Raw genomic sequence first — 25,223 nt, forward strand, 5'->3', positions numbered from 1 at the left:
TTTTTTATCGTTAACCATCGTAATAATACGATTAATCATGAGAACACAAGAACTACTATCATTGCTTAGGTCAGAAAAAGGAAGGCACCTCGAATTTGAGTACGCACCAGGAAAATTCCTTCCAGCCACTTTTCACATCACAGAGGTAAAGAACCAAAAGATTACATCGGTAGATTGTGGAGGCAGAAAACTGGCATTCAATCAGACGGTTGTGCAACTCTACGTAAATGACCTGGAGACCCTGAGAAAGCCCTGGACAACCGACAAGGCACTTTCCATATTAGACTTAGTTGACACGAAAGATGCAATGGACAAAGAAGCAGAAGTATTCTTTGAATGGGGCCACGGAGCGCTTAGAACGTCGGTTTACAGCGTGGAACTAATAGAAAACGATGAGGACACGCTGCGCATCAAGTTATTTGCTCAGCAACCGGTTTGCAAACCAAGTCTCGAACTTGCTTTGTCAGCGGCATCGTGCTGTAATTGATTTTTGCTAGCTTGGTTGAAATGTGCCGCCAGCGCCAACTGAGGGCTGTGCCTGGCACGAAAAATTGCTTCAAATGAAAACTGAGATAGCTGAAATGGTGCCCGCCAACTGGCCAGAGGTAGAACGCATCTACCTGGAGGGCATTGAAACGGGGCTGGCGACGTTCGAAACTCAAAGTCCCGGCTGGGAAAATTGGGATGCCGGACACCTTCATGCATGTCGGTTGGTTGCCAAAGTAGATAAGCAGGTCGTTGGCTGGGCGGCACTAAGTGCGGTCTCGAAACGACAGGTTTATAAAGGAGTGGCTGAGGTGAGTATTTACATCAAAAATGATTTCAGGGGAAAAGGTCTCGGGAAAGCGCTGTTTCAGGAATTGATCATTGCGGCGGAGTCGGAAGGCTTCTGGACTTTGCAGTCTTCGGTTTTCAGAGAGAACGTGGCGACAATAGCCCTTCACAAAAGCATGGGCTTCCGGGAAATTGGCTACAGGGAAAAGATTGCGCAGCTACATGGAATATGGAGAGACACTGTGCTGTTAGAAAGAAGGAGTAAGACGGCGGTATAATGCAGTTGTTTTAAAAGGATCAAGCAATATTTCTGGGGGATTAATTCTTTTGACAAGAGTATTATGTCATTACATAAAGAAGCAAAAGGTCCAAGCCTAACCCGGCCGGGCGAGACGCATTGAACCAGTTTTACTTCTTTATTGTCTATCATTCCCCAAATGGTACAACGTTATTTCAGCGTCTTACTCCCCAGGTTTTCCGCTTGATCCTTTTAAAAGGTGGTGCCACCAGCTGACGCTGTGGGCACCACAAAAGTCTCACTGAACACAATTCCAAGCTTTGTTTACCCCCACCCTAAGCTGGGTACCCTAAAGGGAGCAAAGCTTGAAATTGCTGGTCAATACCCATACTTCTCTTTCCACAGAGCCCGTAGCTGCTTTCTCATTTCTTCCTCACGGGCGTTCTTCCCGGGGTCGTATAGTTTCGTGCCTTTTATCTCCTCGGGCAAAAACTCCATTTCAGCAAAGTTACCCTTATGGCTATGGGCGTATTGGTAATCCTTGCCGTAGTTGAGGTCTTTCATCAGTTTCGTAGGTGCATTGCGAATGGCGAGAGGAACCGAAAGGTCTCCCGTTTGATTCACGAGGGAAATGGCGCTGTTGATAGCCTCGTAGCTGGCGTTGCTTTTTGCGGAGCAGGCCAAATAGGTGGCGCATTGAGAAAGGATGATGCGAGATTCCGGGTAACCGATCATGGTCACTGCCTGAAAGGTGGAAGTAGCCAGTAACAAGGCATTTGGATTGGCATTGCCAATGTCCTCTGACGCCAGAATGAGCATGCGCCGGGCAATGAACTTCACATCCTCACCTCCTTCAATCATGCGGGCCAGGTAATATACGGCGGCATTTGGATCGCTACCCCTGATGGACTTGATGAAGGCAGAAATAATATCGTAGTGTTGCTCTCCTGACTTATCGTAAATGCTGATCCGCTGCTGGGCTGTGCTGGTCACCATCTCGTCGGTAATCTCCAAAGGGTCGTCAGGATACTGGTCAGTGACCAGTTCAAACAAATTCAGAAGTTTCCTGGCATCACCGCCTGATAGTCGGAACAAAGCCGCCTTCTCCTTCAGCTTGATCTTCCTGTCCTTCAATTTTTCGTCCGCCTTCATGGCATTGGCCAGCAGGTTCTCAAGGTCTTTTACCTCAAGAGCCTTCAGGGTATACACCTGGCAGCGACTAAGCAGGGCCGAGTTGATTTCAAAGCTGGGATTTTCGGTTGTGGCACCAATGAGTGTGATTTTTCCTTTTTCGACCGCCCCCAATAGCGCATCCTGCTGCGATTTATTGAAACGATGAATCTCGTCAATGAACAATACGGTGCGGATGCCGGGTCTGGCTTTCTGAATGACCTCCCTCACATCTTTCACTCCGGCGCTGACGGCACTGAGTGTTTCAAAAGGCACCTTCAGAGTATTGGCAATGATATTGGCCATAGTGGTTTTGCCCACGCCAGGAGGTCCCCAAAAGATCATCGAGGGAATTTGCCCGGAAAGGATCACCTTCCTCAAAATCCCCTTCTCTCCCACCAGGTGCTCCTGCCCGATCAGCTGATCGAGGGTGGTGGGGCGCATGCGTTCGGCGAGGGGAAAAGTGTTTTGGAACATGTTGGTGTTTTGGCGTTTTACAGGAGAAACAAAGTAAGCAAATTTGATCTAAACAGCCGTGTAGCACAGGCATGAATCAGGTAAAAAACAAAGCCTCTGCATCCAGGCGGAATAGTTTCCCGCAATGGCGCAGAGGCGCAAAGAAAATCTGAAACTTAGTTTAGTTCAGCAACATCGCCGACTTCACCAGGTTGATGAATTCTATGCGGTAACCGTTTTTATCCTGGCCTTTGGCTCCATTAGCCAGCGACACTACCTGGTCGTATGTAATATCACCTTTGAACTCGGAGTTTCTTAGCATCATGCCAAAACCAGCAACAGCAGCTGACCATCTGTAATTCTCCGAGGTTTTGGCTGTTGGCTTGTCCATGATCGTGTTGACCAAAAGCTTGCTGGTGTCGCCATCTGGCTGCTTGTAACGTAGCTTCACAGTCATCAACTCATTTGTTTTAGCAGCGTCAGGTACGACGGTATTCTGCTGGTACTTCAATGGATCAACAGGCAGAAAGCTACTGTTGACTCCCACCGGTATGATTTCGTACAGCGCCGTTACTGTATGGCCTGAGCCAAGTTCCCCGGCATCCTTCTTGTCGTCATTGAAGTCTTCTTTGTTCAAAAGCCTGTTCTCATAACCAATCAGGCGATAGGCCTGCACTTTGGCTGGATTGAACTCCACTTGTATTTTCACGTCTTTCGCAATGGTGAACAGGGTTCCTCCAAATTCATTAACAAGCACTTTTTTGGCCTCCAGAATATTATCGATATAGGCATAATTGCCATTTCCCTTGTCGGCCAGTATCTCCATTTTGGAATCTTTGTAGTTGCCCATGCCGAAGCCAAGAACGGTTAGGAAGATGCCATCATTTCTTTTTTGCTCAATCAGCCTTTCCATGCTGGCATCGCTCGACTCACCTACATTAAAGTCGCCATCCGTGGCCAGAATCACCCGGTTGTTTCCACCTTCTACCAGGTTTTCGAGCGCCGTTTTGTAAGCCAGATGTATTCCAGCGCCACCTGCGGTAGACCCGCCAGCCTGTAACTTGTCAAATGCCTTCATGATGGTTTGCTTGTCGCTGCCACTTGTAGGGGGTAGCACAAGACCGGCCGCACCGGCGTACACCACGATGGCTACCTTGTCAACCGGACGTAGTTGCTCGGTCAACAGCTTAAAAGACGACTTCAGCAGGGGCAGCTTATTGGGATCGCTCATTGAACCTGACACATCAATCAGAAACACCAGGTTGCTGGGAGGTAGATTGTCGGTTGGGATGACTTTGCCTTGCAAGCCGATGTGCACCAGATAGTGCTTTGGATTCCAGGGAGCAGAAGACAATTCGGTGTTGATGGAAAAAGGATCTTTTCCCTCCGGCTGTGGGTAGTCATAGTCAAAGTAGTTGACCATTTCTTCTATGCGAACGGCGTCGACCGGAGGTTTTTGGCCCTGGCTCAGGAACCTGCGCATGTTGGAGTAAGAAGCTGCGTCGACATCGATAGAAAAAGTAGAAAGCGGTTCGTTCAGCGGTTGATTGAAAACGTTCTCGTGAATGGTAGCATAGCCTTCTGTGTTGTGAACCACAGGTGCAGGCTCCATATGATAAGCTGTGCTGTAAGCCGCTCCCATAGCCATCGACTTCTTCATGCTTCTTTCCATGGGTTGACTAACCGCCATATCAAAGACAATCTCTTCTTCGTCAGCCAGCTCTTTTAGTTCCGGTTTTGGTACAACTGCCGGCCTCCAGCTGGGGTCAGCCTTCATCTTCACCTCCAGCACCTTTCTTCCGATCACGGCTACCTCCTTATTAAAAAATCCTGGTTTGGTAAAAATGAGCACATCGTTCTCAGTAGGTACAAAAATTTCGAATTCACCTTTCTGGTTGGTGACTGTGGTCTTGCCGGTTGTTTTGACTGCAACATTCACGTCAGTTAGTGGCTTGCCATCTTTTTCATTCAGCACCGTTCCATTAACCTTTATGGACGCCGGGCTGTAGGCAGTAAATGAAGATAGCACCAGGGCTATCAGTACGAGGGGTTTTGCTACATTTTTCATTGTCATCATAGTTTGATTTTGATAACAGGATGCAAGACCAGTTCAAATTCCATAAATTAGGCATTAATAAATTTGATTGAGCGTTATGTCACCAACTGGCTAACCATTAAAAAAGCAACACCCGTTTGGAATTACTCGATAGATTTTCTGATGAGGCCCTGTGGCAGGGATTCGTGACTGAAAAAGACAGGAAGGTGCTGGCAGTACTGTACGACCGCTACCTCGCTCTTGTGTATGGGGTTTGCCTCAAGTACATGGGCGACAAAGAGGAGGCCAAAGATGCTACCATGGAGGTTTTTGAGAAACTCTACGAAACCAGCCCCTCCCAAAAAATAGAAAAATTCAGAAGCTGGCTTTTTGTCGTCGCTAAAAATCATTGTCTGATGAAGCTTCGTTCGAAAAAGGGAATTCAGGAAAAAAGTGCACACTTATTTATGGAATCAACCGAAGTTGTGCATCCATTAGACGAAGAAGAAACTGACCTCACTCCGCAACTACAGCAATGCCTTGAGCAACTGAAGACGGAACAGAAAGGATGTGTGGAGATGTTCTATTTCAACAAAAAGACCTATGAAGAGATCGCATTGAAGAAAAGCATAGATGTGAAACAAGTGAAAAGCCATATTCAAAACGGAAAAAGGAACTTGAAGCTCTGTATTGAGAGTAAAAGATGAGCAAGCCCAAAAACGATATCGATCCATCAAAAAGCCAGGAAGAAAAAGACCTTCTGCGCTACCTCAATGAAGAGATGAGTAGCAAGGAGAAGTACACTTTTGAAAGAAAGGCAGAAAATGACCCTTTCCTTTATGAGGCGATGGAAGGCCTGCAGGATATGGACGTGAAGCTTCTGGCCAAAGATTTGGCTGATATGAAAAAGAAACTGACCAAGTCTGAAAGTGCACCTTTTTACAGCTTCTCTAACGTTTGGAAAATAGCGGCCGTGGTTACGCTGCTACTGGTGGCAGGCTTCTCGGCCTGGAGACTGACGAACAGTCCGATAGAAGAGGAAGTGGCCAGTTCGGAAACTGTGCCAACCGACTCATCGCTTGTGGCGGACGATTTGACTCCTGCCTTACCGATTGCGAATGAGCAAACCGACTCATTGACGGAAGCTGATGAAAAAGACGTCATCTCCGGCGGCCCGGTGACTCAGAGCCAACCTGCTACGACAGACCAGACAGCCGAGGTGGCACCACAACCAGTAGCCGCCAACCAGCTAACGGAGACCACCGAAAACGAAGCAGACAACGCAACAACGCCAATAGCTATTGCCGATGACATTGCCGCAGATGAACTCGTCACGCAGCGAGAACAAGCTGCAGGTGCGGGTGTGGCCTTGCGGGAAGCTGAATTGGAAGAAGTCGCTACTGAGTCATTGGCGCAAGAGGTCTCCGTCCCCAAACTCTCAGAATTCAACGCCATTACCTCGCTTGATGTAAGCAGCACTGAAGACAAAGCAAAAAAAGAGGCATCTCCGGTAGCTAAATCAGCTGCCCGGTCAGCCAGCCCGACAATTAATACTCAGCTGGCAGCGCCGGTGTCAGGAATGGACGTATTCAGAAAGTTCGTATCAGACAGCCAGCAGAAAACAGCTGACATGGTCGCTGGGGAAGTGCAGCTTACATTTTCTCTTACTTCCCAGGGAGCTCCTCAAAACATCACGGTTAGCAAATCTCTTTGCGAGTCTTGCGATCAGGAAGCCATCCGGTTATTGCAAAACAGCGGCCCCTGGAAATACAACGATGGGATAACAGGCACTCCGTTGAGTACCATAACCATTCAAATCAGCAACTAGGCCGAATTGGCATGTGGGCATTATAGTGCCTACCTTCGTGCCATAATTTCCAGCCATGAAAGCAAACCCCTGGTGGGTTCATCCTGCACTTTTGATTACTGGCTTACTCTACGGCGCCAACTACAGCGTTGCCAAATCGGTGATGCCGGAGCCGGTATCTCCGTTTGCGTTTATTCTTGTGCGGGTGTTTGTTGCAACAGTACTTTTTTGGCTCATTCAGCCACTATTTACCAACGAAAAGGTCGAGAGCCGCAAAGATTTTATCCGGCTGATTGCCTGCGGTTTTTTTGGCGCTGCCATCAACATGCTCATGTTCTTCAAAGGCCTCAGCATGACTTCTCCCGTCAACGGCGCTTTGATCATGACCCTTACTCCAGTGGCGGTAGTCACAATGTCGTATTTTCTGTTGAAAGAAAGGATTACTAGAAGAAAAGCGCTCGGACTTGCTTTTGGCTTATGTGGAGCGGTTTTTCTTGTCGGTCTGCATGAATTCTCCTTCAACAACAGCTTTCTTTTGGGAGACCTTCTTGTGATCGGCAACGCTGTTTCCTATGCTATTTACCTTGTTTTGGTCAAGCGACTGATGGCTCAATACCACCCGCTGACTGTTGTTAAATGGACATTTCTTTTTGGATTGCTTTTCGTTACTCCGTTTTCAATTCACGAGGCTGTTAACATTCCATTTGGGGACTTGTCCAGCGCCCAGTGGATTAGCATAAGCTACGTGCTCATTGGAACAACCGTTATTGCCTACATTGCCAATGTATCGGCCTTGAAATACGTGAACTCGTCAGTAGTTGGCTATTACATCTTTCTTCAACCTCTTTTCGCCACGCTTATTGAAGTGGTATCGGGGCGGGAGCTTCCCACCATTGGCAAGCTCATTTCCGCAGGTCTTATTTTTCTTGGGGTATACCTGGTGAGTGTAAAAAGGGGTAACTAAAACGCACTTTTCAGTTTCCCCACAGCCTGGCCAAAATAGTCGATCATGTCATCCTTGATGTCCAGGTGCGTCACCAACCTTACCTCATGCTTTCCAAATGGCACAGCCAAAATGCCTGCCTCTTTCAGTTTGGCTACCATGTCAGTTGCCAGCACCTTTTTGTCCAGTTCAAAGATGACAATATTGGTATCCACAGGTAGTAGTCCGGTAACATAAGGAATCGTTTCTATCAACCCTCCAAGCGCTTTGGCTTTCTGGTGATCAATCTTCAGTCTTTCTACATGGTTGTCGAGCGCATAGATGCAGGCAGCTGCCAAAAAACCTGCCTGACGCATACCGCCACCAAAAACCTTGCGCACCCGCTTTGCCTTTTTGATGTGCTCATGGCTACCCACCAAAGCCGAGCCAACCGGGGCTCCAAGTCCTTTGGAAAAGCAGACGGACACGGTATCGAACAGTTCGCCAACATCCTCTGGCCGATCGCCCGTTTCTACTAATGCATTGAAAATACGAGCACCATCAAGATGCATTTTCAAGTTTTTCGAGCGGGCGGCGTCACTCACGGCTTTGATCTGGGCCAGCGTGTAATAAGCACCTCCCCCTTTGTTCATCGTGTTTTCCAGCGACACAAGCCTGGTGAGTGGTAGGTGGATATCATCTGGGTTGTTGATGTTTTCGAGCACGTGCTCAGGTGAAAGCCTGCCCCTGTCTCCATCGACAAGCCTGGCCGATATAAGAGAATTGCTGGCGATCCCACCCCCCTCATATAGATAAATGTGAGAACGCTTGTCGCAGATAACCTCGTCCTGAGGCTGCGTGTGAATCCGCAGGGCAATCTGGTTAGTCATGGTGCCAGAAGGGCAGTAGATGGCTGCCTCCTTTCCGAACAAGCCCGCTATTTTTGCTTCCAGCTTTTTTACGGTGGGGTCTTCATCGAAAACGTCGTCGCCGATTACGGCCGTCATCATGGCCTCGAGCATGCCTGGTGTGGGCTTTGTTACTGTATCACTTCTGAAATCTACTGTCATCATGTAGGCAAGATATTAAAATGTGTTTGTATCAGGTAAAAAAGTGGCTCGTGAAGACACGAGGCCACGGCGAAATATTAGTATGTGTGTTCAGGGGAACCTGGCTGGTGAAGACACCAGGCCGCAACGGAGACTGGTGAAAACACTGACCGCAAGTTGTATCACAAAAAAACGAATGGCAAAGGCCGGTGGGTTCTCTCCACCAACTTGCTTATAAAAAAACAAAAGGTCCAAGCGGGACGCATTGAACCAGTTTTGTTTTTTTATTCCTTACGAAATGTGTTGAGTTAAAGCTATGAAGGACAGCTACTTCAAATATTTATCAAAGTACACCTTGGCCGCCTCAAAGGTGCGGAACCAGCTATCATACCGCAGGAAGCCGTGCACTTCGTCGGGGAATATGAGCAGGTCGACGTTCACCCCTTTTTCTCTGAGTGTCTCGGCAAGGTCGGTGGTTTGCTGAAATAGCACATTCCGGTCGTCGTCACCGTGCACCAGCAGCACAGGCGCCGCCCATTTCGAAAGGTCAGATACCGGCGAAGACTCGTAGGCTTTGTCCATGAGCTCTTCACTGATGCCCCACCAGCCGCCGGGGCTAAATTGCTTTGCCCGGAAAGCCCAGTCGTGCACGCCGTGAAGATCGACGCCTGCTTTGAAAAGTTCAGGGTTTCTTGCAAGCCCCATGGCAGTGAGGTAGCCGCCGTAGGAGCCTCCCCACAGGCCAATTTTGGCTGGGTCTACTTCCGCCCTGCCTTGCAGGTATTTGCCTCCGGCTACAATGTCCTGGTATTCTGCGGCTCCCCTTGGTCCCTGATTTTCGGCTCTGCGAAAGTTTTTGCCATACCCGACACCATCACGATAATTCACCGACATCACCACATAGCCTTGGCTGGCCAGGTACTGGTTGAAGGCATAGGCGTTTGAATAATAACTTGAATAGTGGAAGGTCAGCAACATTTGTCTGATGGGGCCGCCGTGCATGAAAATAATGGCGGGATGCTTCTCACCCTTTTTGTGCGTGGCAGGCATAAATAGTTGTGCGTGAATTTCAACGCCATCGGGCGATTTGTAAATGACCTGCTCTGGCTTGACCAGCGACTTAGCGGGAAAGGCCGATGGAGCAGCCGAGGAAATTTGTTTCACAGTCGAAGCTCCAGACGCCAGAAAACCGACAGTCTTGTCAAAGTTATACCCCATGTATTGCATCGCCAGCCCCCTGCCGGAAGCCAATGGCACTGGCGTCATTTCGCTTTCTTCTCCTTTTGTTAGTGCCTTTGGCGTTCCACCTTTCACTGCCACACTATACAAGTGCCTTCTGTCGATATCCCCACAGTTAGAAGAAAAATAAAGTGTACTCCCGTCTGCAGAAATTCCGCTGTCCTCTGCCTCGCAGGCGCCGGGTGTCAAATCGGTAAGCCCCGACCCATCCGGATTCATGCTGTAAATATGCATCCAGCCTTCATGCTCCGAATAAAATAGCAGTCTGTTTGCTTTCGTCCATTGTAGTGGAGCCGCCGGGTACGATTGAGCAAAGCCGCCGTCGTCCGAAGGGGATTTCCATACTTCTTTAGCTGCCCCCGTGACAGCATCGGCCACAAAAATGGAAAATGACTCTCCACCAGTAATATTGACGAGTTCATCTCTTTTCAAGCCTTTGTATCTGACAAAAGCCACCTGTTTGCCGTCAGGCGACCATACGGGAATCATATCTCGGCCCACGGATGGAGCCATCCAGCGGATTTCTCCTTTTTCTGCGGTGAAAATGCCTATGAAACTATGATCCCCTCTCGAGCTGGTAAAAAGCACTTCTTTGCCATCAGGTGACCATGCTTGCCCACCATTGCTGCCACGAGCCCGAAACAACAGCCTTTCGCTATCAGATTCAGGAATGCCGTATTCATTGATGTTTATTTGGAAAATACCTGCCGGGCTGGAAAAAAGAATGGTGTTTTCAGTGGGATGGACGGTTGGTGAGTAGCCGTTTGCCACTCTGATCGCATCACCACCTTCTGTAGAAATAAGCCAGATGACTTGCTCGGCGCCTTCGGGGTTGCTATCGGGGTTGGCTATTTCGCCGTTGCGGTTTGGTGCACTGCCCCTCACGTAGAGCAACCACTGGTCATTCATAAAAAAGGTAAGTGAGGATATTTCCTGCCCATCATCCTTACCATAGCTGGTAAGCTGAACCGAAGGCCCATCAGGCCCTTTTGCAAAGTAGATATTTCTTATCCCCCTTTTGTTTTCAACCCACGCCATCGCATCGGTCGCCTTGCCAGCTACCAACTCAGTGGCAAAGGGGTAAGACATCACGTCCTCAAGGCTGAACTGTGCAAGTGCGGGCAAGGAAAGTATAGGAAGCAGGATAACCAGCAAAGGCTGGCGGAAACGATCGATCATTTTGTGGTTGGTTAGTCGTAGGTAATTTACCCAAATGAATCGTTCCCGCCAACTGGTTTAAGTCAACCGGCTGCTATTCACTTTCCACGATCAGAAACTCCACTCTTCGGTTGAGCTGCCGACCATCAGCAGTGTTATTATCAGCAGTTGGTTTGGTGAGCCCGTAGCCTTTGAATGCCAGTCGCCCAGCGTCGATACCCTGCTTAATTAGATAATCATAAACGGCCTTTGCCCTGTTGGCGCTCAACTTCATGTTGTAGTCAGCGCTGCCCGTGTTGTCGGTGTGCCCCGATATTTCAATACGCAGTCCCGATTGGTCGGTCAGCAGCTTGACAAACCGGTTGAGCTCAGGAGTAGCTTCCTTCTTGAATGTGAACTTGTCTACGTCAAAAAAGATGTTGTTAAGCCGCACCACCTGTCCCTTTTCAATTGGCACCAAATAAAGATCCTTATTGATTTCCCGATACTCCTTCAGGTTGATAAGATCGAGGTTTTCGCTTACTGAAATAAACCCATCGGATTGACCCAAAAAGCCATAATTCTCGCCCGAGGGTAAAATAATGCTGTAGCTACCATCTATTGCGTCGCTATTCGCAACGCCTGCCTGTTTACCGGAGCTCAGCACTTCATAGTTGATGCTGGCTCCCAGCGGCTCGTTTGTTTTGGCATTGAGCACCCGGCCCCGCACTACCACCACGGGTTTTGGCCTCAGTGATTCAGGAAGTCTCACCCGATATAAATCGCTCTTTCCATTGGAATCTTTGCCGTAAGAGGAGAAGTATGCGTAGTCACCCGATGCGGTAAAAGAATAGTATGCGTCAAATTGAGGTGAGTTAATGTGAGGTCCGAGGTTTTGCGGCTCTGTCCAGTTGAGCCAGGTGTCGTCGAGGCGTCGGGTGACGAACATGTCGGAGCCGCCGTAGCCTGGCCACCCGGCAGTGGAATAGTAGAGTGAAACGCCATCGGCGGCCATATAGGGGAAAATCTCGGATGCCGCTGTGTTTACAGTTGGCCCGATATTCATGGGTGCCGTCCAGGTACCGTTTTCCCTTTTAAAACTAACATGGATGTCTTTAGAGCCAATGGAGTTTTCTCGCTGCAAAGTCATCAAAAGCGTTTGCCCGTCGGCCACGAGAAAATACTCTCCGAACTTATTGTGGTTGTAGAAGCTGTCGATGTCGACTTTTACAGGAAAACCCCACTTGTCTCCTTCCTTATGTGTGATCGAAACACCCACGCCCATCGTTCCGTCGGCATTGTAGGTATTGAGCAGCAAGGCAGTTTGGTTGTCGGGTAAAATAGACTCCAGACCGCTGTTGCTGGCATTGTTTAGCGGCCGCCCAATGTTCACTGCCGTATCAAGGCTTCCATCTTCGTTGATTTCCGCAAACCAAATGTCCTGGGTAGCAGGATCATCGAGATTCTCCGGATGGCCTTCCCTTGTGAAGTATAATACCTTGCCATCAGGCGAAATGATGGGATTAAGCTCATCGGTCGGTGTATTCACACTTGTTGAGAGGTGCTCTATCTGCAACGCCTTGTCCGCATCGGGAGACAGGTTAATCCCCGTTGGAACTGGTGCGTCCGAGTCACTAATGGCTATTGCGTCAAGCTCGTTGAAGCCGGGCACCGAAGCTGTGCGCAATTCGACCTTTACCGCAGCCACCTTGTAGGTCGTTTTAGGGAACACATGCGAAAACAGTCTACCCGCCTCGCTCAGCGGTGCGGTTGAGTCGTTTTGGTAAATAACCGATTCGTTGTCTGCCTCATCGTAGAGGAGTATCCTGCTCACGGCACCTGGATTAAAGATTTCAACTACGGCTACCTGGCTGATTTGCATTGGCTTGTCGAAGCCAACTTTGATCCACTCGCCTTCAGGACTATTTTCCTTGCTGGGCGTCCAGCCGCATGGTGTAGCTCCAAATACCGGATACCTGCTTGGCTTACCCAGAATCTCTTTGGCGAGATATTGTCCTTTGTAATTGTTGTTGATGTACTCGCTGGAAAAACCAACCACGGAAGAAGCCCACTGCACCTGCTGGGCTTTTAATGTAAACATGCCAGCACACAACAGAATAGCTGTAGCTGCCGTCTTTCTAAAACTTGTAGCAATCATAAATGTACCTGTGTTTTGTTAACAAAACAGCGGCTAAACAGGTACGCATCCAGGGCGAAACAAGGCCCTCTTTAAAGCCGAAAATTATAGATTAATTTTGGATACTTCTCAATAGTCATTCAATTTCTTGCAATTCTTCAGGCCACTGAAGTATCCAATCGGAATGGCGGAATGGCTCCCAGGCTACGCTTCCAAGGTCAACTTCCGGGTCAATCAAAGGGTGGGAAGGGTGGCCATTGAGACTTACCACACAGTCAACAAATACGGCAACCTCTTCCCATCCTTTGTTTTCGTATTCCTTTTTGAGATGATGAGCAAACTGCCAGATGATATCGGGATGGCTGCTGGCCATCCTCCCTTTAAGTGAACCCAGATAATGAGACGGACGAACCTTCTCTACCTCACCGGTCTTCTTGTTGGTGACTCTATAAACAGCGCTGCCAGTTTTCGTCCGAAGCATCATATGCCACGATAACTTATGGCCTTCATCTGTCCAATGCACGTTGCCCTCGAACAAATGATGCCTTAGTGGCAGCAACAGCTGAATCAGGAAATAGCCCAGAAAGAGAAAATAGCCCGGGTCGTTTGGCAAGTGCGTTTTTGCAGGCAAAGCAATTCCCCATTTCCACCTTCCCAGTAGTTTTTTTCTGAGGTCTTCTCCATCGAAAAAGAAGAACAACGTGCCCAGCATGAGGTAAGGAAAGATGCCGATTTGAAAAACAAATGAATTAAAGAGGTGAAAAGCTATCGACAAGGCAACACCTACCCAGCGAGTCCTCTTGATTAATAACAACCATATAATCGCTCCGTCAAAAGCGATACCTCCATAAGCAAGCAAATAGTGAATCCACTTGTACTGCAGCATACCGCCTATCAACCAATAGTGTGACTTGCCCTTCATCCATATTTCCATTGGCCTGGCCTCGAGCCAATCAGGGTAGATTTTGGCGATGCTGGCGAACGTATAAACGATCAGTAACTGAAGCACAAAAAAGGAGATACACCACCTGGGACAAGACGTTGATCGTTTATCAGGGTGGTAATGGGCATCAAGAGACAAATCATCGGCTGCGGGCATCAGCGCCATGGCGTAGGCCATCAGCATAAAAAGGTAGTGATGATTGTTATAGTGGGCCTTGTGGGAGAAGTAAATGTATGTCCAGGTGAGGGCAAACGCCCAGGCTGAAAACCTGTACCGCCAGCCAAGCATGATCATGATGCCAATCACACAAACAAAAGCAAAAACCAGGTACATCCCAATGCCTGGCAGCGGCTGCATCCAGCCTAGTCCCTGATAGGTAAAAACAACAACTGCTTCAGTATAAATTTCGGAGATTTGGCCCAGCAAGAAAAAACTTGCTCCCTCCATAAATACGAGAAAGCCAAAAACCACCCGGAACAACACAAGGGGTGTATTGTCAACTGGTTGCGATAAGTACTGTCGATTAAGTGTCAGAGAGGGAAACACATCAAAAAATTTGTGTAAAGAAATGAATCTCTGGCATAAAAAAAAGGGCCCTAAAGACCCTCTTTTTCAAACCAACCTAAACCTATCTACTAAAAACAACTATGCGTTGTTATTTCTTATTCATTTAAAAGTGTTTACGTTTCAATTGACCATTGTGTTGCCCCCGGCAGTGAAATTTTGATCTATTTCTTTCGCCAATTTCTTGGATGTCGCCAATTTCTCAAGCTGCAACTTTGCTTCAACCCTCATAGCGTCATCTTTTCGGCCAACAGCCGCTCCCGACAATGCCCTCTCTCCTGCCACAAACCCTGACCCATTCAAAGACGACAGGAGCGAGACGACTGCCACAATTATTCCCAATAGGAGAATCTTTGTTGTATTTGCGTTCTTCGATTTCATAGTCTCTTTGTTCAATGGTCATGAAAATAAGTCAACACTTGTGCCAAAAATTTCAACTATCTAATAGTCAAATAGTTAAATATTTTCTTTTGCAAAAAAGTGTACATATATGAACAATAACCTGCCGATAGATGAACGAAACTGACCTGGCTTCAGTATCTGAAGCGCTACTAATTCGTACAAATGGGCTGATGCTATATTTTCAACCCCCATTTTCCTAATTTTGCAGCTTTACAAACCCAATTATGAGTCAGTCACTTGAAGAAATTCGCAGCCTTGTAGAAAAAGAAGTTCAGGCCATTCATAATATCCCGGTAGATGGGTCGATACTGAACGCCATTGATGCGCTGTACGAACAGATACATGTTAAAAAAGGGAAGATTGTCATTAGCGGTATCGGCAAAGCCGGCCAGGTAGGTCAGAACATCGCTACAACTTTCTGCTCAACAGGTTCGCCTGCTGTGTTCCTTCATCCATCGGAAGCACAACATGGCGACCTGGGAGTTTTGCAGCCGAACGACATCCTGCTGGTTATTTCCAATTCGGGCAAAACTGAAGAAATTCTCAAGTTGCTGGAGCTGGCAGACAACCTGTATCCAAAAATCAAGACTATTTGCATCACCGGGCATCCGGAAAACGAACTGGGAAGAACAGCCAACATTTGCCTGAGCACTGGTCGGCCGAAAGAAATTTGCCCACTAGATCTGACGCCAACCACCAGCACCACGGTGATGTCGGTTTTGGGCGACTTGCTGGTGGTATTGTTAATGAAAAAGATCAACTTTGATAAGGCTGGCTACGCCAAAAGGCACCATAGCGGCTACCTCGGACAAAAAAGCAGAATGCAATGAGTAAACTATTCCTGATAGCCGGCCCTTGTGTGGTCGAGAACGACAAAACACCTTTTGAAATAGGCAGAAAAGTAAAAGGCATCTGCGACGAGCTGGGCATCGATTACATTTTCAAAGCCAGCTTCAAAAAAGCCAACCGCACCAAGCTGAATAGCTTTACCGGTATCGAAAAAGAAGATGCCATGGCGATCATTCAGGCAGTGGGGAAAGAACTTGGGGTGCCTACCATTACCGACGTGCACGAAAGCTATGAGCCGGCTATCGCAGCCAAATATGTGGATTACCTGCAGATCCCGGCCTTCCTATGTCGACAAACCGATTTGCTGCTGGCAGCTGGCGAAACAGGCAAAGGCGTGAATATCAAGAAGGGGCAGTTTATGTCGCCCGAGGCGATGAAGTTTTCACTGGAGAAAGTGCTGTCCACCGGCAACAAAAATGTGTGGCTTTGTGAGCGTGGGTTCTCGTTTGGCTACGAAGGGCTGGTGGTGGATGCCACAGCTATTACCAGGCTAAAGAAGCATGGCGTGCCCGTGGTGATGGATTGCACGCACTCTGTTCAACAGCCCAACAAAGCTGATGGTGTCACAGGCGGCAATCCTGAAATGATCGAAACCATGGCACTTTCCGCCATTGCTACTGGTGCCGACGGCCTTTTTATAGAAACCCATCCCGATCCAGCCAATGCTTTGAGTGACGGCCAAACGATGCTGCCGATTGAAAAGCTTGAGGGGATATTGAGGAAAGTGATGAAGGTGAGGAAAGCTCTTTACTCGTAGTAAGGTATCAAACTACAAATTTACATTGCAGATTTTTAGGTACTTTTAAGAAAGAAAAGATCGAAGCCATGGTCACTGTAATAAAAAAAGGCACTCCGAAGAAGGAAATAAACGAGAAAATGAATCAGGCTCTGCGAAAGCAACCCAAAACAGATTTAAGAAAACTCGCTGGGTCTCTCAAAACGGATATTGACCCTTTGCAATATCAAAAAGATATTCGCAATGAATGGAAATGACCTTTTTGTAGACACAAATATAGTATTGTACTTTCTGAAGGGGGATCCTGAAGTGGTAGAGATGATTGCTGACAAGAACTTAACCATTTCGTTCGTAACAGAATTGGAGCTTTTGTCTTTCCCTGGCATCGATAATGAATCTGAGACGGCCATTCGAACGCTGCTGGAAAATTGCCGGATAACTTCTATTAATAAAGAGATTAAAGACGTTACTATCGCTTTCAGAAAGAATTCTCGCCTGAAACTACCGGACTCAATAATAGCTGCTTCGGCTTTTTGCCATAAGCTCCCTCTTGTCACAGCAGACAGACAATTCTTAGCTGTTGACGAGGTGGAGGTTATCTTCTATGAACTATAGCTACCCTTCTCTTTTCCCATTAGTTACTTAACATCGACCTAAGTTTTATTCGTGAAAGACTACAAAAACATAAAACTCCTCATCCTCGACGTTGACGGCACACTTACCGACGGCGGTATTTACATTATGGAAGACGGGAGTCAGTTCAAAAAATTTAATTCCCGTGATGGCATGGGCATCCGGCTGCTACAGAAAGCGGGCATTGAAGTTGGGATCATCAGCAATGGCAAAACCACCTCAATGGTACAGGCCAGGGCCGACATGCTGGGCATGACCAGGGTTTACGTAGGCGAAGCAAAGAAAATGGATGTGCTGGAAGCCTGGATGACTGAGATGGGCATAGGCCTTGACCAGGTGGGCATGGTGGGCGACGACATCAACGATTTGCCTGTCATGGAAAAAGCCGGGCTCTCGGCCTGTCCGGCTGATGCAGTGAGGGCAGTGAAGGAAAAAGCTGATATCGTGCTTCAGCTCAAAGGGGGCGAAGGATGCGTGCGTGAATTAATCGACAACTACTTGCTGGCCGATTGAAAATGGGGTTAAACCGGCCTATTTAGGTTTGGCAAAGCGATTATTAATCCTATTTTTGTGCAAAAATCTTACGACAGAATGAGCGTTCTAGTAAATAAAAATTCCAAGGTCATCGTGCAAGGCTTTACTGGCACTGAAGGCAGTTTTCATGCTGAACAGATGATCGAATATGGAACCAACGTAGTAGGAGGTGTTACTCCGGGTAAAGGAGGTCAGAAGCATCTTGACAAACCCATTTTCAATAGTGTAGAAGAGGCTGTGCAAACGACTGGAGCTGATGTTTCTATCATTTTTGTACCACCAGCTTTTGCCGCTGATGCTATCATGGAAGCAGCCGACGCCGGCATCAAGGTAATTGTGGCAATCACAGAAGGCATTCCTGTAAAGGACATGATGACTGCCAAAAATTATATCAAGAATAAAAAAGTAACGCTGATTGGCCCTAACTGTCCTGGTGTCATTACTCCGGGCGAAGCGAAAGTAGGTATCATGCCTGGTTTCGTATTCAAAAAAGGAAGAGTGGGCGTAGTGTCTAAGTCAGGTACATTGACTTACGAAGCAGCTGACCAGATTGTGAAGGCAGGTCTTGGTATTTCAACGGCAATCGGCATTGGTGGTGACCCCATCATTGGTACTCCTACGAAAGAGGCTGTTGAATTGCTGATGAACGACCCCGAAACTGACGCCATCGTGATGATTGGTGAAATTGGAGGTAACTATGAGGCACTTGCTTCTGAATACATAAAAAGCACTGGCAACAAAAAGCCTGTTGTTGGCTTCATCGCTGGCCAAACAGCCCCTCCGGGCCGCAGAATGGGTCATGCTGGTGCTATTATTGGTGGCGCCGACGATACAGCTGCAGCCAAAATGAAGATCATGGAAGCCTGCGGCATTCACGTAGTGCAGTCTCCAGCGGATATTGGAGAAACCCTTGCCAAAGTGCTTAAGAAATAAGTAATACATTATAACAAGCAAACCTAAACCAAAGAACAGAGCCGCCGTGCATAGCAGGGCGGCTTCTGTTTTTTCCACTTGTTTGGTTTAGAACTTCAGCGTGTAGACGATGTTGGGCAACATGGCCAGCTGATAAGATTTCACAATGTTGCCAGTGCCGGCCACAAAGTATTCATTCACTAATGCCTGGTTGTTGGTGACATTGGTAACGTCAATTTTAAATTCGCTCGTCGTCTTCTTCCTGTTTTTTCTGGTGCCAATAGCCAGGTTAACGAAAAACACATCATCACCTTTTACTGAAAACGGGTTGGCGTCGTCTCTCACCTCTGAACCGAGCTCTCTGGAGGCCTCAAGATCAATGGGGGTGTATCGCTGACCTCCGATAAGCGCTGCTTTAGCGTTAACAAAGAGCACCCTGTTCCTGTCGGCAGCTCCTACTTTGAACTCTTTTCCCCCGATCACATTCACGATGTAATTTCCATCAAAAGTCGACGTCCGTTCTATTCCGTCCTGTGCTGTGTAAAGAGACTTGTATAGTGACACAGTCGACATGTAATAGAAACCACGATTCAGGTATTGCTCCAGCGTAAGCTCCACGCCATAGTTCCTCCCGGTTCCTTCATTTACCAACGACTCGTTAACAAAAGCTCCTGAGCTGTTGATCATAGAGAAGCTGCTTGACGGATCTTTCTCCACCGGCACGTCGTATAGCTGCTGGTAGTAGGCTTCCAGCTTCAGGTGAGTGCTTTGGTTGAGCACCTGATTGAAACCAACAACATAGTGTGCCGCTTTAGTAGTTCTCAGGTTCTTGTTGGGCTGCAAAAGTGAGCCGTCTTCCTGCGTTTGTTTGGCCAGGTAAGCAGAGACCGGCTCCAGCCTGCTATGAAGACCAAAACCTGCCGTGAAGGCCTGCCTGCTGTTGAGGTCGTACTTCAAACCAACTCTTGGCTCCACAGATTGTGTATTGTTCAAAGCAAACAGGAAATAGTGAACACCGCTGGTCATCGTCCAGGCCTCGTTGAAACGCAGTTTCCAGCTACCAAATGCTTGAAGTGTTCCTGTGTTCCCTTTGTCATCCAGCCAGGTGTCGGTGGTTTTGGTCTCGTAGTTGTAAAGGTCAACTTTGGAATTGTATCCGAGCCTTGAGTAGATGATACCAGTCTCAAATTTGTTTTTTGCATTTAGCTTGTAGTTCAACGTGCTGGCTACTCTGATGCTATTTTTATTGAGGTCAATATCTTCCACATCCCGGAAGCCGGTGTCTTCATTCATATCGTAATTCGATGTTTGGCCGGACAACGACAAAGCAACAGAGTTTCTGACGAAGACATTGTCATTAATAAAGTAGGTGTGATTAACACCCACCACGCCGAGGCGAGCCCCAAAGTCTCCTCTGGAAAGTACAATGTCCTCATCTTCCTCATCAGTTTCGGTTTGGCTGATATTGCTAATGCCGCCCAGGCCAAACATGGTCACGTACTGCTTCTTCCCAATTGGCAAAGCGATATTGAAAGACCCATCCTGGTACTTGGGCACGCCGTTGAAATCAAGAATACCGGCATCGGACAGCAGCTGCAACGAGGAATAGCGATAATTGGCTATGTAAGAACCATTGTACCCCTGTTTGAAAGGCCCTTCAGCGGTAAAGTCCACTCCGAACACACCGAGAGAAGTAGTATACTCTCGTTGCTCATTGTTTCCCTTTTTGAATTTGATATCAAAGACTCCTGAAAGTGCATTGCCATATTCAGGCGAAAAAGCTCCGGTGAAAAAATCGGAGTTATCAAGCATATTGCTGTTCAAAGCATTCACCGGTCCGCCAGTGGCTCCTTCGTTCGCAAAGTGATTGGGGTTCGGTATTTCTACACCTTCCAATTTCCACAAGATTCCTTTGGAAGAGTTTCCTCTCACCACAATGTCATTGTTGCCCTGCGCATCGCCGTTTACTCCAGCAAACGCCGATACCATTCTGGCGGGGTCATTAATGGCACCAGCATAGCGCTGTGTTTCCTCCACCGAAAATGAACGGGCACTGACCAGCGCCATCTCATTCAGCACTTCAGATTTGTCCTTTTTTGCCGTAACGACCACTTCATCCAGCTTGTCAATCGACTCAACCAGGTCAATACTCAAAAGCACCTCCTTGGCGGAATTGACCTGAATATTTGGAATAACCTTGTCTTCAAAGCCAATGTAGGTCACAAAAAGCGAAGCCCTGCCAACTGGCACATTTGTAATCCTGAAGTTGCCATCCGGGTCGGTCACAGCGCCAAGTATTGGGTCGGTGCCAACTATCTGGACGGTGGCGCCAATCAAAGGGCTCTTGGCATCCTGGTCTAAAATCTGTCCTCTGACAGTTTGTGTCATTTGTTGAGAAAATGACAAAGAAGTAGCGAGCAGGAGGAGTGCTCCTGATAATAAAAAAGTCTTCATGAGTGTTTTTGTGTGGTTTATTGGAAAAAGGAGGGGGAGGTATTAAAACCTCACCCCAACATGATAGCCTACCCAAGCCTTCACGTTTGTGCCCGAAAAAGTCTGGTCATAAAATCCATTCTCACCGAGGCCGAGGCCATAGCTGCCATCAGCATTGACAGAACGGGAAGTGGATATATTCAATATTGGGCCAGCGTTCACTGATAAGGTTTTGAAAATTTTGTAGCCCACGTTGACTGATAGCTTGGTCACCTGGTTGAGGTCGTCCTGAAAATCATCCACTCTGTTTACCCCAAAAGAGGCAAGCTCAACGCTTGTGACAAACTTGTCTTTGATTGGTTTAAATTGTGTGCCGAAACCCGCACCTACCGCCCACAGGGGATTGTCGCCAGTTTGAATGCCGATTTCAAGTACGCTGTAAAACTTATCAGTTCCCGACCTGAACGCTGCATTGATATCGGTGATGTCGTTGTAGCTCAGGGCAACCTCGTGCTTACCAGTTCGCACGATATTAAGCAAACCAATGGTTGCGCCCTTTTCAACTGTGTCGGCTATGTTGACAATACCGAACTGAAAGCCCCGCAGCGTTTTGGTGTAGTTGGCAAAGCCAGATGCCTGCACACCATTCACTTCTTTCGCATGGTTATAAAACCCGCTGAGCTGAGCACCTTTCAGAGAATCGTTGGCATAGTTAACAAAACCGGCACCCTGCACACCCTTTACGCTTTTTGCATAGTTGACAAAACCTGAGCCCTGTGCTCCGACAACATCACCCAGTGCAAAGTTCACAAAGCCGGTTCCCTGCACGCCTGTAATATCGCCGTGGGCATAGTTCACGAATCCAGACCCCTGGCCACCGGTTACATCACCATGGGCATAGTTGACAAAACCTGAACCTTGCACCCCAGTCAAACCTTTGCTCATATTGACAAAGCCTGCCATTTGGGCTCCTGTCACCTGCTGTTTGACACCGTTTACAAAACCGGCTCCCTGAAAGCCTGTAACGCTTCCTCCCACAAGGTTTACAAAGCCCGATAGCTGCAGGTACTTCACGTCTGACCTATCCACGTTAACAAATCCACCCAGTTCAACACCATTTACACCGTAGTTGTAGCCTGCCCAAATGTTCAACGAAACATTGTTGAGTGACTGGCCATAGGGCCTGAAGTTGGTACCCAGCACCGGAATAAACGACACCTGGAGTGCCTGCTCGCTGATGATCTCTTCAGCTACGTCGCTTTTTTGATCTTCGTTTGAAGACTCTTGTGCACTACTCGCAAAGGTTACCAAACCAAGGAGCATCATCGATAAAAAAAATTTTGAGTTCATGACTTTAATTCTTTAGAGTTCTATTTAATTTCTCTTTCCCCTATGGAAATTAAAGTCGCTTCTACCCCCACGGGCAGATGAAAAAAAAACAGGAAAATATTTTTAAGAGCACTATTATGTAGCCAAACAGGCTAAAAAAGGCGCAAAGCGGCAGTATAGCCTACCCAAACCTTAGAGTTGGAAGTTGCGCCAGAAGATTTGAAAAGTGGTCGTCCGCCAAACTTTGTGGAAAGATCCAGCGCCTCACTATCTGAAGAATAATTAAAGAAATGAACAACAGGGCCAGCATTGATCGAAGCCCATTTCAACAGCCTAAATCCGAAATTGACCTGGAAGCGGTAGTCGCTGGGGCCGTCTTCAATCCAGGTATCCATTGGTTGCACAGTGTTTGTTGAAAGCTCAAAGTCGGTATAGATTTTTTCAGTCCAGTCCACCTCTGTTCCTACTCCGATCCCCATCGACCAAATAGTGCTCTCCTGAGGAACAACGCCAAACGTTAACAAGGTGTAGAAATGCTTCGTGCCGGATCGGAAGGAGAAATTCAGATCCGTTATGTCGTTGGCGCTCACGTCAAAGGCGTGAAATCCTTCCTTCACCAAGTTAAGAATACCGATGGTGGCCCCCTTCTCAACCTTTTTTGCAACGTTTACAATACCCACCTGAAGACCATTGACGGTTCCTGCCATATTGATAAAACCGGAAGCCTGAACGCCATTAACAGCGGTGGCCATATTCAAGAAGCCAGCCCCTTGAATACCCCTCACCCTTCCTGCCATGTTCACAAAGCCGGTCCCCTGAACACCGTTCATGTCGAGCAGTGTAAAGTTAGTGAATCCTGAGAGCTGTGCGCCATTGATGTTGTTGGCCACATTCACAAAGCCTGTACCCTGCAGGCCCGTGTAACGAGTACCAGCATGGTTAACAAAGCCGGAAAGCTGCGTGCCCTTCCCTCCAGAGGGGGTAAGGTTGACAAAACCAGATGCCTGTACCCCATTCATTTCGCCGCCCACAATGTTGCCAAATCCGCTGGCCTGAACACCCGTTACGTCCATTCTATCCACATTGAAGAACCCACCCAATTCAACTCCACTAACCGAATGGTTGTATCCTGCAAAAACGTTCAACGAAACATTGTTCCCGATTTTGCCGGCCATCAGTCCGTTAGTTCCTACCACAGGCAACAGTGACAGTTGAACCCAGCGCTGCTCGACCATGTCGACGTTGCGAATATGCTGCTTCGCTTTTCGGTTGACCAAAAATCGGACAATGTTCAAAGAATCAATGAAACGCCGGAGTGTTCTGTCTCTGGTTTCTTCGGTTGCTTCCAATGGCTGCAGCTCAATCTTAACCGGCGCTATCTGCTGATTAACAATCCTGATTACCGTGTCTTTATAGTTCTCTTTGCTGATGGCGAAAGCCGTCACGCCGTCCTGAAAAAAGGTGGACAGCTTGTAAGAACCATCCTCGCCGGAAAGGGTCGATGATAAGTTATTTACATCGTAAACACTTGTATTGGCAAGGCTTCTGCCCGTGCGGGCATCTACAACTTCGCCCACAAACTCAATATTGGACTTGTGGGATTGCTTATCTGCCACTGGCTGAATAATTATGTAGCTGCCCCTTACTTTGTAATCAAAGCTCTTTCCAAGCGTTTTTTTTAAAACTTCCTCAAGCGAAGTCTCCTGAAAGCTGGCAGTAATGTTTTTGTTTGGAAGCAGATCCGGGTTATAGGAAAATCTACAGTCGGCCCGATTCGAGATTTCAGTAAGCGCCTGCCCAATCGGGAGATCAGTGAAGTTTAGTGACAGCCGTTGGTCAAGCAGGTTTTGACACCAGGCCCTACCAACAACCGCCACCAAAAAAAGTGTTAAAAAAATCAGTTTTCCGGACATCCCGTTCCTTTTAAAAGAATGACGTTTCCACTTTTACTAACCTTCAGGTCGAGCGTGAGCGCAATCACATCAAGGATATTGTTCAAAGAGTCATTTTCAAAGTTTACGGATAGGCGACAGTTAGCCATTTGCTCATTTTCGAGCTCAATATCTACAAAATAGGCCTCTTCAATAGCATCTATCACGTCTGGGAGAGAATGGCCAGCAAAGGAAAGCCGACGGGTTCGCCAAAACTGATCTACTCCGGTTGAAGTAGACCCACCAGTAGAGGCCAAAAGTCCCGACTTGGCTGTGTACGTAGCTTTCTCGCCCGGGGTTAGGATAACTTCCTGCGTGCCCACGGAAAAAGAGACTCTTCCGGTAGCCACAAAGACTGCAACCGTGTCCTCCATTGCCGAACTCTTGACGTTGAATGAGGTACCAAGCACCGTGATGATAGCAGGCCCGGCATGAATAACAAAAGGCTTAACGGTATCGGGCTCCACTTCAAAAAATGCCTCTCCTTTCAAGTTCACCTGCCGAAGATTGGCAGCAAACTCCTCGGGGTATTGAATAATACTTTCTTCATTCAGGGTGATGTGGGAACCATCCAGAAGGTCAACATTTATTATCTCCGAAGCTGAAGCTACCTCGGTCATCTGCACCTCGGCAAAATAGCTGCGCAAGAAATAAGTGATGCCACCGAGTAGAACCAGGGAAGCTGCAATCCACATAATCCACGGATTTCGCCTTTCCAATTTCCTTTGGTTGCTGACGGCGGTCGCTTTGGCTGTTTTTACGTTGGCCCAGGCAGCGTCTACATCAAACGATGTGTGTGTCGTTGCGTCGTCCGTCATCACAGCTCCGAGGTCTTCCCAAAGCATTTTTTGCTGAACAAAATCCTCTTCATTTGCGGCAGACTCAGCAACCCACGTCATCACAGCCGCTGACTCAGCATCAGACGCTTCGCCGGCAAAATACTTTGCGAGCAACTCGTTGGTGACTATATGTGGACTCTGCTTACTCATCTCT

At 47.7% G+C, this 25,223-nt stretch carries 21 protein-coding genes; 10 read left to right on the forward strand and 11 right to left on the reverse strand.

Annotated elements, in window-relative coordinates:
• Positions 1-37: 37 nt before the first annotated feature.
• Positions 38-487, forward strand: a complete 450-nt coding sequence (locus AAC052_RS21885; protein ID WP_317489526.1) for a DUF6428 family protein — start codon at positions 38-40, stop codon at positions 485-487.
• Positions 488-560: 73 nt separating this feature from the next.
• Positions 561-1,052, forward strand: coding sequence for an N-acetyltransferase family protein (locus AAC052_RS21890; RefSeq protein WP_339815502.1), 492 nt, complete (start codon positions 561-563; stop codon positions 1,050-1,052).
• Positions 1,053-1,390: 338 nt separating this feature from the next.
• Here the strand turns inward: AAC052_RS21890 and AAC052_RS21895 are convergent, their stop codons facing one another.
• Positions 1,391-2,659 (reverse strand): replication-associated recombination protein A, encoded by a 1,269-nt coding sequence (locus AAC052_RS21895; RefSeq protein ID WP_317489524.1) that lies wholly within the window; start codon positions 2,657-2,659, stop codon positions 1,391-1,393.
• 160 nt (positions 2,660-2,819) lie between these two features.
• On the reverse strand, positions 2,820-4,706 hold the full coding sequence (locus AAC052_RS21900; RefSeq protein WP_339815503.1) for a VWA domain-containing protein: 1,887 nt from the start codon (positions 4,704-4,706) through the stop codon (positions 2,820-2,822).
• Between the two features lie 125 nt (positions 4,707-4,831).
• On the opposite strand from AAC052_RS21900, the gene AAC052_RS21905 reads away from it, so the two are divergent.
• From AAC052_RS21905 to AAC052_RS21915, 3 genes are read left to right on the forward strand one after another with little or no spacing between them, the layout of a single operon-like run.
• Positions 4,832-5,380 (forward strand): sigma-70 family RNA polymerase sigma factor, encoded by a 549-nt coding sequence (locus AAC052_RS21905; RefSeq protein ID WP_317489522.1) that lies wholly within the window; start codon positions 4,832-4,834, stop codon positions 5,378-5,380.
• Positions 5,377-6,501, forward strand: a complete 1,125-nt coding sequence (locus AAC052_RS21910) for a hypothetical protein (protein ID WP_339815504.1) — start codon at positions 5,377-5,379, stop codon at positions 6,499-6,501. The genes AAC052_RS21905 and AAC052_RS21910 overlap by 4 nt, the downstream gene beginning before the upstream one ends.
• Positions 6,502-6,556: 55 nt before the next feature.
• Positions 6,557-7,444, forward strand: coding sequence for a DMT family transporter (locus AAC052_RS21915; RefSeq protein ID WP_339815505.1), 888 nt, complete (start codon positions 6,557-6,559; stop codon positions 7,442-7,444).
• Here AAC052_RS21915 and AAC052_RS21920 read toward each other — a convergent pair.
• The 5 genes from AAC052_RS21920 to AAC052_RS21940 all read right to left on the reverse strand — a co-directional run bounded on the left by AAC052_RS21920 (position 7,441) and on the right by AAC052_RS21940 (position 14,852).
• The gene (locus tag AAC052_RS21920; RefSeq protein ID WP_339815540.1) at positions 7,441-8,472 is read right to left on the reverse strand and encodes a GntG family PLP-dependent aldolase; all 1,032 of its coding nucleotides are present in this window, start codon (positions 8,470-8,472) and stop codon (positions 7,441-7,443) included. The two genes, AAC052_RS21915 and AAC052_RS21920, sit on opposite strands and share 4 nt — an antisense overlap.
• Positions 8,473-8,778: 306 nt before the next feature.
• Positions 8,779-10,869, reverse strand: a complete 2,091-nt coding sequence (locus tag AAC052_RS21925) for a prolyl oligopeptidase family serine peptidase (protein ID WP_339815506.1) — start codon at positions 10,867-10,869, stop codon at positions 8,779-8,781.
• A gap of 73 nt (positions 10,870-10,942) precedes the next feature.
• The gene (locus AAC052_RS21930) at positions 10,943-12,985 is read right to left on the reverse strand and encodes an OmpA family protein (protein ID WP_339815507.1); all 2,043 of its coding nucleotides are present in this window, start codon (positions 12,983-12,985) and stop codon (positions 10,943-10,945) included.
• Between the two features lie 115 nt (positions 12,986-13,100).
• Positions 13,101-14,453 carry an HTTM domain-containing protein gene (locus tag AAC052_RS21935; protein WP_339815508.1) on the reverse strand — a complete coding sequence of 451 codons (1,353 nt, stop codon included), beginning with the start codon at positions 14,451-14,453 and terminating at the stop codon, positions 13,101-13,103.
• Between the two features lie 141 nt (positions 14,454-14,594).
• Entirely contained in the window at positions 14,595-14,852 is a 258-nt protein-coding gene (locus AAC052_RS21940) for a hypothetical protein (protein WP_317489516.1), read from the reverse strand.
• 245 nt (positions 14,853-15,097) lie between these two features.
• On the opposite strand from AAC052_RS21940, the gene AAC052_RS21945 reads away from it, so the two are divergent.
• From AAC052_RS21945 to sucD, 5 genes are all read left to right on the forward strand, one after another.
• Positions 15,098-15,703, forward strand: coding sequence for an SIS domain-containing protein (locus AAC052_RS21945; protein ID WP_339815509.1), 606 nt, complete (start codon positions 15,098-15,100; stop codon positions 15,701-15,703).
• A complete protein-coding gene (kdsA, locus tag AAC052_RS21950) occupies positions 15,700-16,479 on the forward strand; it encodes a 3-deoxy-8-phosphooctulonate synthase (protein WP_339815510.1) in 780 nt (259 codons plus the stop codon). Before AAC052_RS21945 ends, kdsA begins: the two co-directional genes overlap by 4 nt.
• 222 nt (positions 16,480-16,701) lie before the next feature.
• A complete protein-coding gene (locus AAC052_RS21955; RefSeq protein ID WP_339815511.1) occupies positions 16,702-17,073 on the forward strand; it encodes a type II toxin-antitoxin system VapC family toxin in 372 nt (123 codons plus the stop codon).
• Between the two features lie 51 nt (positions 17,074-17,124).
• Positions 17,125-17,604 carry an HAD-IIIA family hydrolase gene (locus AAC052_RS21960; protein ID WP_317489512.1) on the forward strand — a complete coding sequence of 160 codons (480 nt, stop codon included), beginning with the start codon at positions 17,125-17,127 and terminating at the stop codon, positions 17,602-17,604.
• 78 nt (positions 17,605-17,682) lie between these two features.
• On the forward strand, positions 17,683-18,558 hold the full coding sequence (gene sucD, locus AAC052_RS21965) for a succinate--CoA ligase subunit alpha (protein WP_317489511.1): 876 nt from the start codon (positions 17,683-17,685) through the stop codon (positions 18,556-18,558).
• Positions 18,559-18,645: 87 nt separating this feature from the next.
• On the opposite strand, the gene AAC052_RS21970 is transcribed toward sucD, so the two are convergent.
• The 4 genes from AAC052_RS21970 to AAC052_RS21985 all read right to left on the reverse strand — a co-directional run bounded on the left by AAC052_RS21970 (position 18,646) and on the right by AAC052_RS21985 (position 25,219).
• Complete coding sequence (locus AAC052_RS21970; protein WP_339815512.1) at positions 18,646-20,991, reverse strand: TonB-dependent receptor; 2,346 nt, start codon at positions 20,989-20,991, stop codon at positions 18,646-18,648.
• Positions 20,992-21,033: 42 nt separating this feature from the next.
• Positions 21,034-22,320, reverse strand: coding sequence for a hypothetical protein (locus AAC052_RS21975; RefSeq protein ID WP_339815513.1), 1,287 nt, complete (start codon positions 22,318-22,320; stop codon positions 21,034-21,036).
• 131 nt (positions 22,321-22,451) lie between these two features.
• Positions 22,452-24,212, reverse strand: coding sequence for a DUF4974 domain-containing protein (locus AAC052_RS21980; protein ID WP_339815514.1), 1,761 nt, complete (start codon positions 24,210-24,212; stop codon positions 22,452-22,454).
• Positions 24,197-25,219 carry a FecR domain-containing protein gene (locus AAC052_RS21985; RefSeq protein ID WP_339815515.1) on the reverse strand — a complete coding sequence of 341 codons (1,023 nt, stop codon included), beginning with the start codon at positions 25,217-25,219 and terminating at the stop codon, positions 24,197-24,199. Before AAC052_RS21985 ends, AAC052_RS21980 begins: the two co-directional genes overlap by 16 nt.
• Between the last annotated feature and the right edge of the window lie 4 nt (positions 25,220-25,223).

The sequence above is a fragment of the uncultured Imperialibacter sp. genome, assembly GCF_963974565.1.
Lineage (GTDB): Bacteria > Bacteroidota > Bacteroidia > Cytophagales > Cyclobacteriaceae > Imperialibacter > Imperialibacter roseus.